Annotated in this window: 13 protein-coding genes; 8 read left to right on the top strand and 5 right to left on the bottom strand. The window is 66.2% G+C overall.

The window, feature by feature from the left end:
* Nucleotides 1–60: 60 nt before the first annotated feature.
* Nucleotides 61–4,971, bottom strand: a complete 4,911-nt coding sequence (locus K368_RS0100660) for a malto-oligosyltrehalose synthase (RefSeq protein ID WP_027170702.1) — start codon at nt 4,969–4,971, stop codon at nt 61–63.
* On the bottom strand, nt 4,968–6,773 hold the full coding sequence (gene treZ, locus K368_RS0100665) for a malto-oligosyltrehalose trehalohydrolase (protein ID WP_027170703.1): 1,806 nt from the start codon (nt 6,771–6,773) through the stop codon (nt 4,968–4,970). The genes K368_RS0100660 and treZ overlap by 4 nt, the downstream gene beginning before the upstream one ends.
* Before the next feature lie 285 nt (nt 6,774–7,058).
* On the opposite strand from treZ, the gene K368_RS0100670 reads away from it, so the two are divergent.
* Nucleotides 7,059–7,544, top strand: coding sequence for a YidB family protein (locus K368_RS0100670; RefSeq protein WP_027170704.1), 486 nt, complete (start codon nt 7,059–7,061; stop codon nt 7,542–7,544).
* A 48-nt stretch (nt 7,545–7,592) separates the two neighbouring features.
* Here K368_RS0100670 and mgtE read toward each other — a convergent pair whose 3' ends face one another.
* Nucleotides 7,593–8,963 carry a magnesium transporter gene (gene mgtE, locus K368_RS0100675; protein ID WP_027170705.1) on the bottom strand — a complete coding sequence of 457 codons (1,371 nt, stop codon included), beginning with the start codon at nt 8,961–8,963 and terminating at the stop codon, nt 7,593–7,595.
* Between the two features lie 529 nt (nt 8,964–9,492).
* On the opposite strand from mgtE, the gene pqqA (K368_RS25740) reads away from it, so the two are divergent.
* From pqqA (K368_RS25740) to K368_RS0100710, 6 genes are all read left to right on the top strand, one after another.
* The gene (gene pqqA / locus K368_RS25740; protein WP_081612606.1) at nt 9,493–9,582 is read left to right on the top strand and encodes a pyrroloquinoline quinone precursor peptide PqqA; all 90 of its coding nucleotides are present in this window, start codon (nt 9,493–9,495) and stop codon (nt 9,580–9,582) included.
* A 62-nt stretch (nt 9,583–9,644) separates the two neighbouring features.
* Nucleotides 9,645–9,734, top strand: coding sequence for a pyrroloquinoline quinone precursor peptide PqqA (pqqA, locus tag K368_RS23650; protein WP_018042171.1), 90 nt, complete (start codon nt 9,645–9,647; stop codon nt 9,732–9,734).
* Between the two features lie 287 nt (nt 9,735–10,021).
* On the top strand, nt 10,022–10,285 hold the full coding sequence (locus tag K368_RS0100690) for a hypothetical protein (protein ID WP_027170706.1): 264 nt from the start codon (nt 10,022–10,024) through the stop codon (nt 10,283–10,285).
* A 492-nt stretch (nt 10,286–10,777) separates the two neighbouring features.
* A complete protein-coding gene (locus tag K368_RS0100700) occupies nt 10,778–11,128 on the top strand; it encodes a hypothetical protein (protein WP_036265840.1) in 351 nt (116 codons plus the stop codon).
* A 7-nt stretch (nt 11,129–11,135) separates the two neighbouring features.
* Nucleotides 11,136–11,486 carry a 4-fold beta flower protein gene (locus K368_RS0100705; RefSeq protein ID WP_027170709.1) on the top strand — a complete coding sequence of 117 codons (351 nt, stop codon included), beginning with the start codon at nt 11,136–11,138 and terminating at the stop codon, nt 11,484–11,486.
* Between the two features lie 37 nt (nt 11,487–11,523).
* Complete coding sequence (locus K368_RS0100710; RefSeq protein WP_027170710.1) at nt 11,524–11,748, top strand: hypothetical protein; 225 nt, start codon at nt 11,524–11,526, stop codon at nt 11,746–11,748.
* Nucleotides 11,749–11,910: 162 nt separating this feature from the next.
* Here K368_RS0100710 and K368_RS0100715 read toward each other — a convergent pair whose 3' ends face one another.
* The gene (locus K368_RS0100715; RefSeq protein ID WP_027170711.1) at nt 11,911–13,584 is read right to left on the bottom strand and encodes a DUF4166 domain-containing protein; all 1,674 of its coding nucleotides are present in this window, start codon (nt 13,582–13,584) and stop codon (nt 11,911–11,913) included.
* Between the two features lie 70 nt (nt 13,585–13,654).
* The gene (locus K368_RS0100720; RefSeq protein ID WP_027170712.1) at nt 13,655–14,077 is read right to left on the bottom strand and encodes a DCC1-like thiol-disulfide oxidoreductase family protein; all 423 of its coding nucleotides are present in this window, start codon (nt 14,075–14,077) and stop codon (nt 13,655–13,657) included.
* 417 nt (nt 14,078–14,494) lie between these two features.
* Here K368_RS0100720 and K368_RS0100725 point away from each other — a divergent pair, with 417 nt between their 5' ends.
* Nucleotides 14,495–15,718 (top strand): calcium-binding protein, encoded by a 1,224-nt coding sequence (locus K368_RS0100725; protein ID WP_245259465.1) that lies wholly within the window; start codon nt 14,495–14,497, stop codon nt 15,716–15,718.
* Nucleotides 15,719–15,760: the final 42 nt, after the last annotated feature.

Here is a 15,760-nt window from a genome sequence, read left to right on the forward strand (position 1 = left end):
ATGGGCGGCCCTCGGCGAGGACCACCCTCTAGGGTTCGGTTGCCGTCTCGAATCCGGGACTCAGGCGATCCGCTTCAGCACCGCGTAGGGCAAACGCGCGAACAACCGGCCGAAATCGATCGAAGTTCCCTCCGGCCGGACGTCGCCGCCCGTCATCAGGTCGATCCAGCGGCTCTCCGCCGCCACCGGCAGGGTGGTGCCGGCAAAGGCCTCCCCCGACCACGTCGCGTCGCCGACGAGGCCGGAGACGAGGCGCGGCACCGCCACGAGGAGGTCGCCCTCCCCGCTTGTGGCATCCGACCGTGTGAATGCGATGACATGGTCGCCCAGCCTGCCCTCGGCCGTGACCGCGATATGGTCCGCATCGGCATAGAAGCTGGAGCGCTCCGCCCTGTCGGCGAGGAGACGTGCCAGCGTCGCCTGCTTGACCCGCCCGTCCGGCCAGTGATCGAGCAAGGCGGGAAGATCGGCCGTGTCGCTCAGGGCCTCTTCCCGCGCCGCGTAATCCACCGGGCGGCGGTTGTCGGGATCGACGAAGGAGAAGTCCCAGAACTCGGTGCCCTGGTAGACGTCGGGGAGACCCGGCAGGGTCGCCTTCAGCACCGTCCGGCCGAGGCCGGCGATCATGCCGAGATGGGCGAGCCGCCGCGCGATCGGACGCATGAGCGTCATGAACTTCGCGCCCGGCGCGATCAGGCCGGCGAACAGCCGCTTGACCGCCGCCTCGTACCGCTCGTCCACATTGACCCAGCTCGACCGGCGCTTGCCCTCGCGCAGGGCCTTTTCGGAATAGGCGTCGAGACGGTCGCGGAATTCCGCGATGGCGGCCTCGTCGTCCCCGTCCAGCAATTCGAGCGGCCAGGCGCCGAGGATGGCCTGCAGGAACATCCACTGGTCGTTGGCGTCGGGCGCGGGGCCCTCCTCCATGGCGGTGAGATGAGTGCGGGCCGACTGTCCGAGGATGGTCCAGGCCTCGGCCCAGACCTCCGGGATCTCGGACAGGGCGAGAAGGCGCGAGCGGGCGTCCTCGCCGCGCTTGGTATCGTGGGTCGCCGTGGTGATCATGGCGTTCGGCCAGTCGCGGGCCCGCGCCGCCTGGAGCGCGTGGAAATGCTCCAGATCGATGCCGTATTCCCCCGGATCGCCGCCGACCTCGTTGAGGGCGAGGAGTTCCGAGAACCGGTAAAACAGCGTGTCTTCCAGGCTTTTCGCCATGACCGGACCGGTGAGCTGCTGGAATCGGCGGCGGAACCGCAGGATGACGGCGGGATCGGGACGACCCGGCCCTCCGGAATCGATCCTGCCGAGGAGGGCCTGCGAGGCGAAATCGTGGACCGACCTGTCCGGCAGGGCGCTCCAGCGCTTGGCCTTGGCCACCGCGCCCTCGATGAGGCGGATGTCCTCGCCCTCGACGTCGCTCTCGTCGAGATCGCCCGGCAGGTAGGAGCGGTAGGTGGGAAAGCGCGCGATGATCTCGATCAGCGCGCGGCGGATGGCGTTCACCGAGAAGTCGCGCGTGCGACGGTCGGCATCGGCGATGCGCTTCAGGTCGGCGGTGAGCACTTCGAGCTCGCTGGCGAAGCTGATCTCGAGGATCTCCGCCTTGGCCGCCCGGAGCTGCGCCTTGTAGGGCTCGTCCATGCCGGTGGCCCAGCGATAGAACCGGGTGATCCTGGTGTGCTTCTCCTGATCCACCAGGATGCCGTCGAGCTGGTTGAGCACGTCGTATCCGGTGGTGCCGGCGACGGGCCAGGGCCGCAGCTTCTCGCCGGGTTCGAGGATCTTCTCGACCACCACGTAGAAGCCCGGACCCACCGCGCTCTGCAGGGCGCGGGCATAGCCCTGCGGGTCGGCCAGACCATCGATATGGTCGATGCGCAGCCCGTCGATCCGCCCCTCGGCAATGAGACGGAACACCGTCTCGTGCGAGCGATGGAAGATGTCGGACTTCTCCACGCGCAGGCCCGCGAGGCCGTTCACGTCGAAGAACCGGCGGTAATTGATGTCGCTCGCCGCCACCCGCCAATGGGCGAGGCGGTAGGATTGCTGCTCGAGGAGCCGATGGAGCGGTCCGAAGCTGTCGGGCCTTCCCTCGAAACCGTTGAGGAGGGTCAGGGTCCTGTCGATGGCCTTGGCGATGGCGGGCGAGGCCTCCACCGCGTCGGCGAGCCGGCGCTTGAGGCCGTCGGCCTCGTCCGGGAAGCCCCGGCGCCGCTCCGCGCTCGTCTCCTCGCTCATGAGACGCAGACGCTCCGAAACGGACAGAACCTCGGCCGCCGCGTCGTCGCCGATCTCGCCGTGCGCCGCAAGGGCGCGGTTGAGGATCGACGGATATTGCAACGGGCAGATGGGGAACTGATGCTCGTAATGCCAGACGCTGAAGGCGCCGGTCGCCGCGTCGTATTTCAGGTCGAGGGTGCCGTGTTCGAGGGCCTCGCCGTAGCGGTCGCCCAGGAACGGGATGACGAGGTTGTTGCGGGCACCCTGCCGCTGCCAGTCGATGTCGAAGGCATGGGCGAGCGGCGAGAGATCACCCCATTCGAGCACGGAGAGCCACCACGGATTGTCCGCGCCGCCGACGCCCATGTGGTTGGGCACGATGTCGAGGAGCAGTTTCAGCCCGTACCGGTGCATCACGTCGGAGAAGCGGACGAAGCCCTCCTCGCCGCCGAGTTCCGGGTTGATCGTCGAATGGTCGACGATGTCGTAGCCATGGGTCGAGCCGGGCCGCGCCTTCTGGATCGGCGAGGCATAGACGTGGCTGATGCCGAGTTTCGCCAGATAGGGCACGATCCGCTCGGCATCGGCGAAGGTGAAGTCCTTGTGGAATTGCAGCCGGTAGGTAGCGCGCGGCGGCGGTGAAGCGAGTCTCGCCGCCCCCGAACGGGGACCCCGCTCCTCGGCCGAGAGCGCGGCGGCGAGTTTGGCGAGGGGCCCGCCCGGCGCCGCGATGGCTTCCAGGCTGCGGTCGAGCTTGCGCCGCCAGTTCGGGTAGCCTTCCGTCGAGCCCGGTACGTTGGCCTGGCTCAGTTCCGAGACGACATCCTCGTACTGCACCGCCGTGAGCATGGACGGCGCCCGTGCGAGGTAGCGGGCAGCCGCTTCGAACGGCGCCACCTCGGGCACGTCGTAGCCTGGCAGCAGCTGCTCGGAGGCCAAAGCCTCGGTAAGGCGGAAACGCTCGGTGACGCGCTCCCGGCGCTCGGATTCCGCCCGCTCGGCATCATAAAGGCCGAGGGCCTGACGGGTGTCGGTGTCGACGCCGCGCCACCAACCGACGAAGGTCGGCAGGTCGTGGGTGGTGATGGCGGTCAGCGCGTCGCGGGGATAGGCGCCGGGGCCCTTGAACCGGCCATCATGCTCGCGCTCGAAGGCGAGGATGCGGTAGCTCAGGATGCCGGCCTGCATCAGCGCGTCGGAGAAGCCCTCCGGCGCGGTGCCGAGATCCTCGGCGATGACGAGGCACTTGGCCCGGTGGCTCTCCAGCCGCAGGACCGCGAGCATCGCCTCGAACGGCATGGCGACATAGGCCCCGTCCTTGGCCGAGCCGGTGACCGGAATGAGGAAGAGCCGGGCGAGCTGGAAGGCGTGGTCGATGCGGATCGCGCCGGCATGGCGCATGTTCGCCTGAACCAGGGCGCGGAACGCCGCGAGGCCGTCGCGCTCCATCTCGAGGGGGTGGAACGCCGGCAGGCCCCAATCCTGGCCCTTGGGGGCCAGGAGATCGGGCGGCGCACCGATGGAGACGCCGTTGGCGAAGCGCTCGGGATGCGACCAGACCTCGGACCCGCCGCGATCGGCGCCCACCGCGAGATCGCGATAGAGGCCGAGCCGCATGCCGCTCGCGAGGGCGGCCTTCGACGCGTCGGCCAATTGGCGATCGGCCAGGTATTGCAGCCAGATATGGTAGGTGACGGCCTCCGCATGGGCCAGCGCGAACGCTTCCACAGCCTGCGTCCCGGCGCGGCGCATCTCCTCCGGCCAGTCGCCGGACCAATAGGCACCGAGCGCCTTGTAATGGGCGGACAAGGCCTCGAACGTGCCATGGGCTTCGAGGTCCGCCCCGCCTTCCTCACGGAAGGCCGAGAAGGCAGGGTCCTGCCCCGCGCGAGCCGGGGAGTCCTGCCAGAACGCTTCCAGCACCGGGGACAGCACGCCCCAGATGCCGGGATGGTCCACGAGGGTCGCGGCCTGGAGGGCGGCGATGTCCGTGGCCTTGTCCGCCAACAGGACGGCGGCGCGCGAACCGGCGAAACCGGGCAACACGCCGGGTTCGATGAACAGGGTCTCGAGGAACAGGCGCGAGGACGGCGAATAGGGCGAGATCTTGCTGCGGTCCGATTCGAACAGCGCATGGACCGGGCTCAGGCCAAGGAACGAGGCGCCGCGAATGCCGGCATCCCGCGCGGCGCGGCCCGCATCGGCGTAGCTGCCGATGCCGAGGTTGTGCGGCGAGCGCAGGCCGTAGAGCTGCGCCGCGAGGCCCCAATCCCGCGCGCCCTCGTCGGCATAGGCGGCCGGGCGCCAGCAGCGCTGCGGCGCGGAGATGATCCAGGATTCCGATTTCCGCTCGCCCAGGGCGACGGTGAGCCGGTGGTAGCCCGGCGTCAGGGGCGGAAGCTCGATATGCGGCTCGCCCGCACCCGTGATCGACGCCCTCCCCTCCCGCGCCGACCCTCGCTCGTCGACGAGGCGCCACGAGACGGCACCGTGCGCGTCCACGGCCTGAACGGGGATCGTCGAGGCGCGCCGCGCCTCTACCGGAATCAGCGACGGGACGAGCCCGAGCCGGACGGATTCCACCTCCGCGAGGCTGTTCGCGATCTCGTCGTCGGTGCCGGCCGGGAACCCCAGGGCGGCGACCATGCCGCGCCGGGTCTCGATGTCGGTCGCCACGGGCTGGCCGAACGCGTCGGTGTAGCCCGATGCGATGCCGAGGAGGTCGGAGAGACGTACGAGGTCGCGGCTCATCGGGCGGCTCCCGTCAGCACGATGCCTGTCCAGGAGGGAAGCTCGATCTCGCTACCCGTTTGACCGTTCGACCAGATCACCTGACCTCCAAGGGAATCGACGGCGAGGGGATCCGCGCCGAAATTGGCGACGAAGCGCAGGGTGCCGCCCGCGTAGCGCCACGTCACGTCGAGGGAATCCGGGGACGGCCGGGTCACGTCGGCCCCGAGATAGCGGGTCTTCGTCAGGGGCACGACGGATTGGTGCCGGATCTGGAGCAGGTTGCGGGTATCCGCCCACACGCCCCGATGCGGCTGGCGCTCCGGCTCCGACCAGTCGAGCTTCGAATCGAGGAAGGTCTGCTCCGCCGTGGGATCGGGGATGACCGACGTGTCGTCGGCGAAGGCGGCGAAACTCTTGAACTCACGCCGGCGCCCCTCTCGCACCGCCTTGTTCAGCTCCTCATCCGGCGCGAAGTCGACGAAGAACAGGAACGGCGCCGTGGCCGACCATTCCTCGCCCATCCACAGCATCGGGATCTGCGGAGCAAGGAGCAGGCCGGCGCGGGCCAGGCTGAGCTTGTCCGGGTCGCTCAGCGCACTCAGGCGCTCGCCGAGAGCCCGGTTTCCCACCTGGTCGTGGTTCTGGAGGAAGGTGAGGAAGGCCGAGGGCGGCAGATGGGCCGAGGGCTCGCCGCGCGGATGGTTGTCGAGGCTCGGGAACGGCTCGCCTTGATAGGCGAACCCTTCCGCGAGGCAGCGGGCGAGATGATCCACCGGCTTGTCGGCGAAGCTGACATAGTAGCCGGCATCCTCACCCGTCAGCAGCACGTGCCAGCAATGGTGGAGGTCGTCGGCCCATTGCGCCGTATGCTGGACGGGCTGCGCAGTGTCGTCGCGCTCGAGCCAGCGGGCCTGATTGGCCTCGTTCTCGAGGACGAGATGGATGTGCCGTCCCGGCAGGCGCGCGCGGATCGTTTCGGCGAGCTCGCCGATGAAATGCGTAGGGGAATCGTCGAGGATGGCATGGACCGCATCGAAGCGGATGCCGTCGAAATGGTATTCCTCCAGCCAGTAGAGCGCGTTCTCGATGAAGTAGTCGCGCACGACCTTGCCGCTGGTCTCGCCGTCGAAGTTGATGCCGGCTCCCCAGGGCGTCTGATGACGCTCGGTGAAGAAGGTCTTGGCATAGGCGTGGAGGTAATTCCCGGCAGGGCCGAAATGGTTGTAGACCGCGTCGAGGAAGACCATCAGCCCGAGCGAATGCGCCTTGTCGATCAGGTGCTTGAGCTCGTCCGGCCGTCCGTAGGCGGCATCGGGCGCGTAGGGCAGCACGCCGTCATAGCCCCAGTTGCGGGTGCCCTTGAAGTCGGCCAGCGGCAGGAGCTCGATGGCCGTGACCCCGAGATGGGTCAGGTCTTCGAGCTTGGCTTCCAGGGCCGCATAGGTGCCCTCAGTCGTGGCGGTGCCCACATGCAGCTCGTAGAGCACCGCCTCTTCCCAGGGGCGGCCCTTCCATTCGCCGTCGCTCCAGTCGAACGCCTTCGGATCGATGACCTCGCTCAGACCCGAGACGTCGTCCGGCTGGAAGCGCGAGGCCGGATCGGGCACGACGAGGTCCCCGTCGATGCGGAAACCGTAGCGGGCGCCGGGGCGGACGTTCGGCACGGTGGTACGGCGCCAGCCTTCGCCGGCCTCGGGGATCGGATGTTCGGACCCGTCGACCACGAGGGCGACGTCCTTGGCCGTGGGGGCCCAGATGGCGAAGCGCACGCCGTCCGCCGCGATGGCGGCGCCGAAATTCATGTCGTGTGTGCGCCGCATCAGACCGCCATCTCGTTCATCGGGAAACCTCGCGGCGGAGTCGCATCCGCCTGCGGTGAGAAGGCTATCCGGGATGGTCTGGTTCCCTCACCGCACAGCTTCGCTTGCGACGTAATGCGCGGGCCGCGGTCGACAACCGCCGGGCGGACAAGTTTTGTGTGCGGCGCGCCATGGCGCCCTGGTCGTGCACATTCCGGCGGCCCGATGCATCCGGCATGGCCACATGCACGTTGAGTGAGCCTCGCCTTGCCGAAGATCGGCGGCGAACCTCAAGGGAGAGAGCGCATGAGCCGCGGATATCCGTCCATGACGGCCTTGCTGGGCCTGCTCGCCGTGGCGGGCTACCAGAACAAGGACAAGATCGCCGAATTCCTGGGCGGTGCTTCGAACAAGACCGCAGCTCCGGGCACACCCGGAGCCGTCACCGACAACCAGGGCGGGCTCAATCAGAGCGGCCTCGGCGGCATCCTCGGGCAGCTGGGAAGCGCACTCGGCGGTGCGGGAGCCGGCGGCCTCCTCGGCGGCGGGTTGAGCGAACTCGTGGAGCGTTTCACCCAGAACGGCCACGGCGAGACGGCCTCGTCCTGGGTCAACCAGGGCCCCAACCAGGAGATCGCGCCGCAGAACCTCGAAAAGGCCATCGGCCCCGACATCCTGGCGACCCTCGCGCAGCAGACGGGACTGACCCGCGAGGAATTGCTGTCCCGCCTGTCGCGGGAATTGCCGCAGGCCATCGACCGATACACCCCCGACGGCCGCGTGCCGGCCTGACGCGTCGCCTCCTCCCGGACGCACGCCGCCCGGGAGGATCGATGAGGATCAGAGCAATGTGCCGCGCAGGATCAGCATCGCCACCGAGAAGTAGATGACGAGGCCGGTCACATCGACGAGGGTGGCGACGAACGGCGCCGAGGCCGTCGCCGGATCGAAGCCGAGGCGCTGGAGCACGAAGGGCAGCATCGACCCCGTCAGCGAACCGAAGGTCACGATCCCCACCAGGGCGGCCCCCACCGTCGCCGCCACCAGCATCCAATGCTCGCCGTAATCGTAGAGACCCGCTTTCTGCCAGACGACGATGCGGACGATGCCGATGGCCCCGAGGATGGTGCCGAGCAGCAACCCGGTGGGCACCTCGCGCAGGGCCACGCGCCACCAGTCGCGCAGGCGGACCTCGTGGAGCGCGAGGGCGCGGATGAGGAGCGAGGTCGCCTGGCTGCCCGAATTGCCGCCCGAACTCATGATGAGCGGGATGAACAGGGTGAGGACGATGGCCTTCTCCAGCTGCCCCTCGAATCCCTGCATCGCCGTGGCGGTCATCATCTCGCCGAGGAACAGGGCGCAGAGCCAGCCGGCCCGCTTCCGGATCATCGTGCCGAAACCGATATCCATATAGGGCTCGGGCAGGGCTTCCATGCCGCCGAAGCGCTGCACGTCCTGCGTCTGCTTCTCCACCATGGCGTCGATCATGTCGTCCACCGTGACGATGCCGATGAGGTGGCCCACCGCATCCACCACCGGCAGGGCGAGCAGGTCGTATTTCGAGATCAGCCGCGCGGCCTCCTCGCGGCTGGCGGTGGGCGAGACGGCGAGCGGCCGCCGGCCGGCGGCGACGCTGAGGACGTTGTCGTCGGGATTGCCGGAGATCAGCCGGCGCAGGGGCACGGCCTTCGTCAGCGCCTGCGTGCGCGGGTCGAGGACGAAGATCGCGTAGATGGTCTCGCGGGTCTTCTCCACCGTGCGGACGTGGTCGAGGGTCTGCTGCACCGTCCAGTTGCCCGGCACGGTGACGAATTCCGTGGTCATCAGCGAGCCCACGCTCTCCTCGCCATAGGCGCTGAGCCGGTCGATCGTGCCGCGCGTCTCCGCATCGAGCCGTGCCCTGAGATCGGAGCGGCCGGGCTCCTCGATCTCGCGGAACACGTCCGTCACCCGGTCCGCCGACATGCCCGACAGGTAGGAGGCCACCCGGTCGCGCGGCAGCATCTCGATGATGTCTGCGGCAAGATCGAGCTCGGGCTGGTCGAGCACCTCCACCGCCCGGTCGTGGGGGAGCCCGAGCAGGATCGCGGCGGCGACCTCGGGCGCCTCCTCGTTCAGCGCCTCGACGATGTCGGGCGCCCGTTCGTCCGACAGGCGGGCGGCCAGAACGGAGGGATCGATCGTGGTCGGGAAGTGGGCGATCTGGTTCATGGGCTCACCTCGAGCGGAGGGTTGCGATCGGGCCGTGTTCGGCCGGATCGCGGTGAGCCGCGTGTGAACCCGTCAGGGCCTCAGGCGGTCGGAGCGATAGCGGCCGGGCGGGCTGGTTCGGTGGGACTGTCGCTGGGCATGAATGGGGAATTCGGGCTCCAAGGCTCCCACCTGTGATCCGCACATGCGGAGCACCGAGGCGAAGTCGTCGGCGGCGCCCCCATGCGCTCCACGGGGAGACGCGTCAAGGCGAATTTCATCCCATCCCCCGCACCCTACGGCGCGCCGTGCGGGCCGTCCGTCAGGGCATCCGTTTCGACCTTCGACGCCGACGGTGACGCGGCGAGGATCAAGCCCCGGAGACGCGAAAAAGCGCATCATAATGCTGGAATGAAAGGAATTTTTTCGATTTCGCAGGAAATTCCCGCCGCTCCGGCCATTCATATGAAAAATATAAGTCTCGTGCCCGCTTGTATTGCGCCCAATGCATCGCCTATCTTCAGGGCGTCGGACACGAAGGAGATTTGCCATGAGTTGGTCTGCCCCCGTTGTTCAGGAAGTTTGCGTCGGCATGGAAGTCACCAGCTACGAGTCGGCGGAAATCGATCCCTTCAACTGAGGGATCGGCGCCCTCACGGGCCCGTGTCACCAAGCCCATCATCACCAACCAGGAGAAACGTCATGACGTGGTCTGCCCCCATCGTTCAGGAAGTGTGCGTCGGCATGGAAGTCACCAGCTACGAGTCGGCTGAGATCGACACCTTCAACTAAGTCGGTCGCTCCCAGGAGCGGTTAGACGGGGCGGCATTCCAGCAGGGATGCCGCCTTTTTCGTGCTCGCTCGGGACCAAGGATCGGCACGAACCATCGTTGACGAAAACAGTCTCGTCAGTCGTCAGGATATCGTTGTCCGACATCTCGGAGGCATTGGTCTCACGGCAAGTTCGAACTTTCCGGAACCTTTCCCGCAAGAACTCTGCTAGAACCGACACTTCGGCTCATGAGATAGGGACACGTTCGGGTCCCTGCGGTGAACTCGTCCTTCGAGAGAAACACCCCATGACCCACGAGATGCCCCATATGGAATTCTCGGACCTGACCGGACGGGCGACCCAGAACGGCATCACGGTGACCGTGAACGTCTATCGTTTCGCAGGCACGCAGGATCCGTGGACGCTCGAGGTCATCGATCAGACAGGGTGGTCGACCGTCTGGGGTACTACCTTCGCCTCCGACGAAGACGCCCTCGACGCCTTCATCGAGGCCATCGAGGAGGGTGACGGCATGCGCGCGTTCCTCGAACCGCCACCGACCTTGCACTGATACACCCCGACAACGGCCCTCCGCCGCCCGACGCACCTGCTGGTTTCACATATCCGCTCGAAGGCTGTTCGCTCCATCCAAGCGGGTTCGAAGAAAGACGCGGCGGGCTCCTTCTTCTGGAAGGCTACCGTTTTCACACACGTCGCGGGCCGTGCGCCTGTCCTCCCCCCTCTTGGCGAGGAGTTGGAGGTGGGGGTGGTTGGATGCCCCTGGAGGGGCGGAGGCCAGCGGCGCCACCCCCACTTCTACCCTTTCCCCACAAGGGGGGGAGGGACGCGTCCTGCCTGAAAGAACAGATATGTGGACATCGTAGCCCACGCACAGGGCGATGTCGTGGCGTGGATGGCGGTATTGCCGTGCCCCCTCACGCCGACGAAAGTCCAGGTCACGATCGCCGAAGCTTCGGCCGCCGCATGGAACATCGCAGCGCGGTGCGCCCTGTCTATGCAGTTGGCCCACATCCCTTCACATCCCTCAGAAAGCAGATCCATCATGAACAAACCCGACATGCTCGCCGAGAACGTCTCGATCGCGGATCTCGCCGGACGGAGCGCGGACCGCCTCGAATATCTGAGGGGCGTCTACCTCAACATGGTCCCCGACCAGACCCGCAATCCGACCCTGCGCGTTCGCCTCAGCCGGCTCGGATCGGCCGTCCAGCCGGCCTACCGGATCGAGTGCGACGATACCGATGGCCAGACTGTCATCATGGGGTTCTATCAGGGCGACAAGCACAAGCCGCTGCCCAAGAGGCTGCACGATTGTGACGGACCGACCTGGAGCAGCGAGACCATGAGCTACGTCGAGCTCCGCACGCTGCACAACAGCCACATCGGAGCTTGAGCCGTCCATGATCGAGTTCTTCGACAGACACGGCAGCGAAGCGGCGTACTGCCACGACGGACGCTCCCTCTACCTGTGGAGCGGCAAGGCCGCGGCCTTCATCCATGACGACAAGGTCTATGCCTACGATGGCCGCTTCATCGGCTGGGCGGACCGAGGCTGGATCTCGGACGAGGACGGAGCCTGCCTCCTCTTCGAACACGACGCGGTGGGCGGCCCTCACAAACCCCAGCGGCAGGCAAAAACGACGCCCGGTCCGAGGGGCACAAAGCCGGCGCGCGCCGAACCGGGGCATGCCCCGTCGCGTCCCGCTTCATCCACGGCCTGGTCGCATCGCGTCTTCTCCGACCTGATCTGACCCTTAACCGAATCCGTTCGCACGATAGGAAATCCGCATGACGCCGACGAAGAAGCTGGCCCGCGTCCTGACCGACGAGACGGACGGAGGCTATCGCCTGACCATCGAAACCGTGGATGGCGAGATCTTCCGTGTCCTCGCCACGGAAGATCAGGTGAACGACCTCATCGACGAACTCGATGAGCTGATCGGAGACGATGCCGACGAAACGCCCCCTCTCACCGAGGAGGAAGAGCATGTCGGCGAGGAGCAGCCCTCGTAAGGCTGGGCCGACACGAGGGATGGCCCGAAACGGATCAGGGTTGTTCCTGAACGCCGATGACGAGGGGGTTGGCGGCAGGGCTCGGCAACCTCCTTCATCGGGTTGGCCATGGCAGGCTGTCCGCTCCGGCCCGAACCGGTGATCGTGGTATCTCGCTCGGCGCTACACCGCGCCAGGGGACACGACCGGCCCCAGCCGACCGTGATAGGCGACGATCAGTCCAACGAGCGGCGCTTTGATCGTGACGTCAAAGGCAAACCGTCCGTCGATCTCGGTCTCGAAGCTTTCGCCCGTCGGCAACAACCGCGCGGGCATCGGAATCTTCCAGACCGACCACCGTCGAGGGACAAAGAGGAGGCGATTCCCGTCACAAACCAAGGCAATCGAAAAGCGGGCCATCCCGAACTGCTCGATCAAGAGGTATCGATCTCGTCCCGTCCCGACGGATTGATTCGATTGAAACGTCGACCCACCGATGGTTCGCGTCCACCGCTCGCCTTCCCGCTCCGGTGAGAACGTAACCCTTGCCGGAACCTCCTCGGCCGTTTCCGGGAATCCGAAAGCCGTACAAAGGAGGCGAGCAAGTATCCCGGCTCCCCTTCGAACACTCGCCGATCCGGTCCAGCATCGCTCTGCAGAGGCCGAGTGCACGTCGAGAACGCGAGCGGGCAGCTCATCGAGTGCGGGGCCTAGAATCCTGCGATAGATCGTGCCGCCGTCATCCTCGTCCCGAAACCCGGAGACGATCATGCGGCGTTCGAACAAGGTCTCGTAGTCGTCCAGTTCCAGTGCGCGGACCGCCGAGCGAGCTCCGCTTTCCGGTCGCTCGCCGCGCATCATCTTTCGAACGAGCGCCTCGATCGCCATGGACGGGATGAGGGGGCCGTCGTCTCCTTCGGCCAGAAGATGCCAGCTGCGGACGATGTCGCGCCCGCCGGCGCGGCCTCGCGCGGACACGAACATTCCCCCGCGATGCTCGCCGAAGCGCAGTCGATTCAGAAATGCGTAGAACAGTTTCGAGAACGGCGTGAGAGCCGGTAGCCCGTACCGGGCCCTTGTCTTGGCCAGAACGTTGAGTATCCGGTGCAAGAATTCGGGCAGGGGTCCGGCCCCCATCCAGATATCGGTCATGGACGGATACTCCGGCGGAATCACCTGAAGATCCGGCACGTCGACCAGCGAAAAACGGAGGTTTCGCAGTGGCAGGCGCCCCGGCACCGCCACCGTGAACCGACGGCTTTCCGTCAGGCCGAAAGCGATGCTGGGCTTGGCATCGCGCCGCAACTTCACAGGTCCGCCAGCGTATCCCACGACCGCCCGCATGACGTTGAGGCCGATCCCGGCATAGGGAGATGGAGCGATGCCCCCCTCGACGCTGAGAATGTCCATGGTCGACGCCATTATGCGCAGGACGGCGGCCGTCAATACGGGAAAGCTGCTGACGCCGGACAGGACGACGACGCCCGCCGCCTTCGCTCTCTCATCGAAGGCCGATACGCCGAAGACGAAATCCGCCCCGTCGGCGAAATCGAGATAGTCGACCCCGTCCGCTATGCAGCACTCGATCACGTGATAGGGGTCGGAACCATAATCCTGAAAGGGACCTGACGCGTCCACCACGAGGTTCGGCTTCTCGACGCGCAACGCCTCCGATACGTTCGCCCTGTCGAGGGCGAGGGGTTCGACACGAGCGACACCGCGATACGCCCTGCAAAAGGCCTGGGCACGCGTCAAACTGCGCCCCGAGATGAGCAGTTCCAAACCGCTCATATCGCTGAGTAGCTCGACCAGACGCCCGCCGAAGACGCCGTAGCCGCCCAGGATCAGGACCTTCATCGACGGGAGTTCTCGCATCGACGGGAGTTCCCGCCCGGAAAGACCTGGATGACACCGGGTGTCGAACGTCTCACAGGATGCGGTCCCTGTACTGCCTCGGGGCCACCCAACATGTGTCCCGTCGGCCAAACACACGATACCGGTGACGGGCGACGAAGCGGTAGATCGGGTCGCGGATCGCGACTGGTACGAGCCGGAACACCCGGACGAGCGCCCAGGGAAAGCCGAGCGTTTCGTAGATGCTGAGGACGGCGTCGCTGTCTCGGCGCATCCGGTCTCCCTCCACGACGAGGAGGCTGGCCGGATCGCCCGGATCCATCCCGTGTCTGCGGTAGAGGGATTGCCCGATCTCGCCCTGCATGGAGGCAAGACGAAACACGGCTCTGCGGTCTCGTGTCAGGACGAACCGGGCGTTGGCCGAGCACAAGATGCATTCGGCATCGAACAGGATGATGGGGCCGGTGGAGGGCTTTGCCGAGCGGTACGCGGTCATCCCGCGATCATAGCCGACATCTGCGGCCCCGGAGAAGCGCGACCCGACGCGTCCACCTCCTGCACATTCGTCATCGGAAACGGACCGCCGAAACGCCGTCGTCGTGCGCTCACGCGGACCGACGATTCACGAGGGGCGTGATGCATACCAGTCCGGGTGATGGTTCAGACCGTCCGTGTCCTTCGCGATGATGCGCCGACGTCACGGCAAGCCGGGATCACCGGAGACCATCCCGCCGTCTCGAGCACATCCTGCGCGCCCGCATCCTCCTGCTCCTAGACGAGCGCCCCAACGTGCAGAAGCTGGCTCGGGGCAGAGGAGCGGGCCTCCGGTGTGAATCTCTTCATCAAGTCTGCTTAAAAGCATCGGATAGTACGTTCGAATTGAAAGAATCACATGACGACGTTTCGGTATACGGTGGGCGGAGGCTACAACTCGGCAAGCTCGGTCGACGTTTCCAGTTACGACGGAACTCATCTGGCTGACCGGTTGATATTTGCTCAATCTCAAGCAGTTGGATCTGGTAACGACCCCCAGATATCCGGCGGTGAATCTACTATAATGGTACTTTACACCGAAATTTCTACTAATTTTACTTTCCGCGATGTAGGCGGTGATTTCATCCGATCCACGCAGGCCGGATTCCTCCTCGACGCATCAGATGCCACTGGCGTCATGACCATTTCGGGCGGCGTCTATGGCGACGTCGTGATGACGGGCATCAACGACGATGCGCTCTACGGCAAGGGCGGCGATGACGTGCTGGAAGGTGGTGCCGGTGGCGATACGCTCGACGGCGGAGCGGGCATCGACACCGCGAGTTATAGTGGCGCCGGTGCCGGAGTGACGGCGGACCTCGGCGGCACCGTCACCGGAACCGGCGACGCGGCCGGCGACACCTTCATCGATATGGAGAAACTGGTGGGTTCGACCTTTGCCGATACCCTCATCGGCAACACCGACGACAACACCCTCACCGGCAACGGGGGAGGCGACGCCCTTTACGGCATGGGTGGAAACGACCGGCTGACGATCACCGACACCCCGAGCATGATCGACGGCGGCAGCGAAAAAGACTTCCTGTTCGTGACGGGAGGCGGAACCGTAAGCCTCACCCAGAGCGCCTTCACGGGCATCGAGGCCGTCTACGTTCGCGGCGACACGCATCTCCACATGTCCGAGGTGAGCACCGGAGCCACGATCGGTTCTCAATCCACGTCAGGCCATGGCGCGGAGATCATCGGTACGTCCGGCAACGATGCCATCAAGGGCGGGAAAGGGACCGATACGTTGGACGGTGGCCTGGGCAACGACCGTCTACAGGCCGGGGCCGGCGGGGCGCAGATCGACGGCGGCATGGGCAGCGACAAGATTTTCGCAGGCGCAGGCGCGGACACCTTGCATTTCCAGGCCGGCTTCGGTCGCGACAACGTCTATCGGTTCGACGTGGACACCGACCACGTCTCCGTCGACATCGCGGGGCTCAGTGCCACCGACATAGAGCTCGAAGGGTTCCACGGCGGGCAGGACACCATCGTCACGTTCACCGGCGTCCAGGGGACCAACAAGATCATCCTGCATGACGTCACCATCGCCCAGATCGAGGCAGGCCCGAGCGAATTGTTCATCTTCGGCGCCTGACGCAGGCACACCTCTTCCCTCCCGAACACTTCGGCTCGGACC

Source organism: Methylobacterium sp. 10 (assembly GCF_000519085.1).
In the GTDB taxonomy this organism is placed as follows: Bacteria; Pseudomonadota; Alphaproteobacteria; order Rhizobiales; family Beijerinckiaceae; genus Methylobacterium.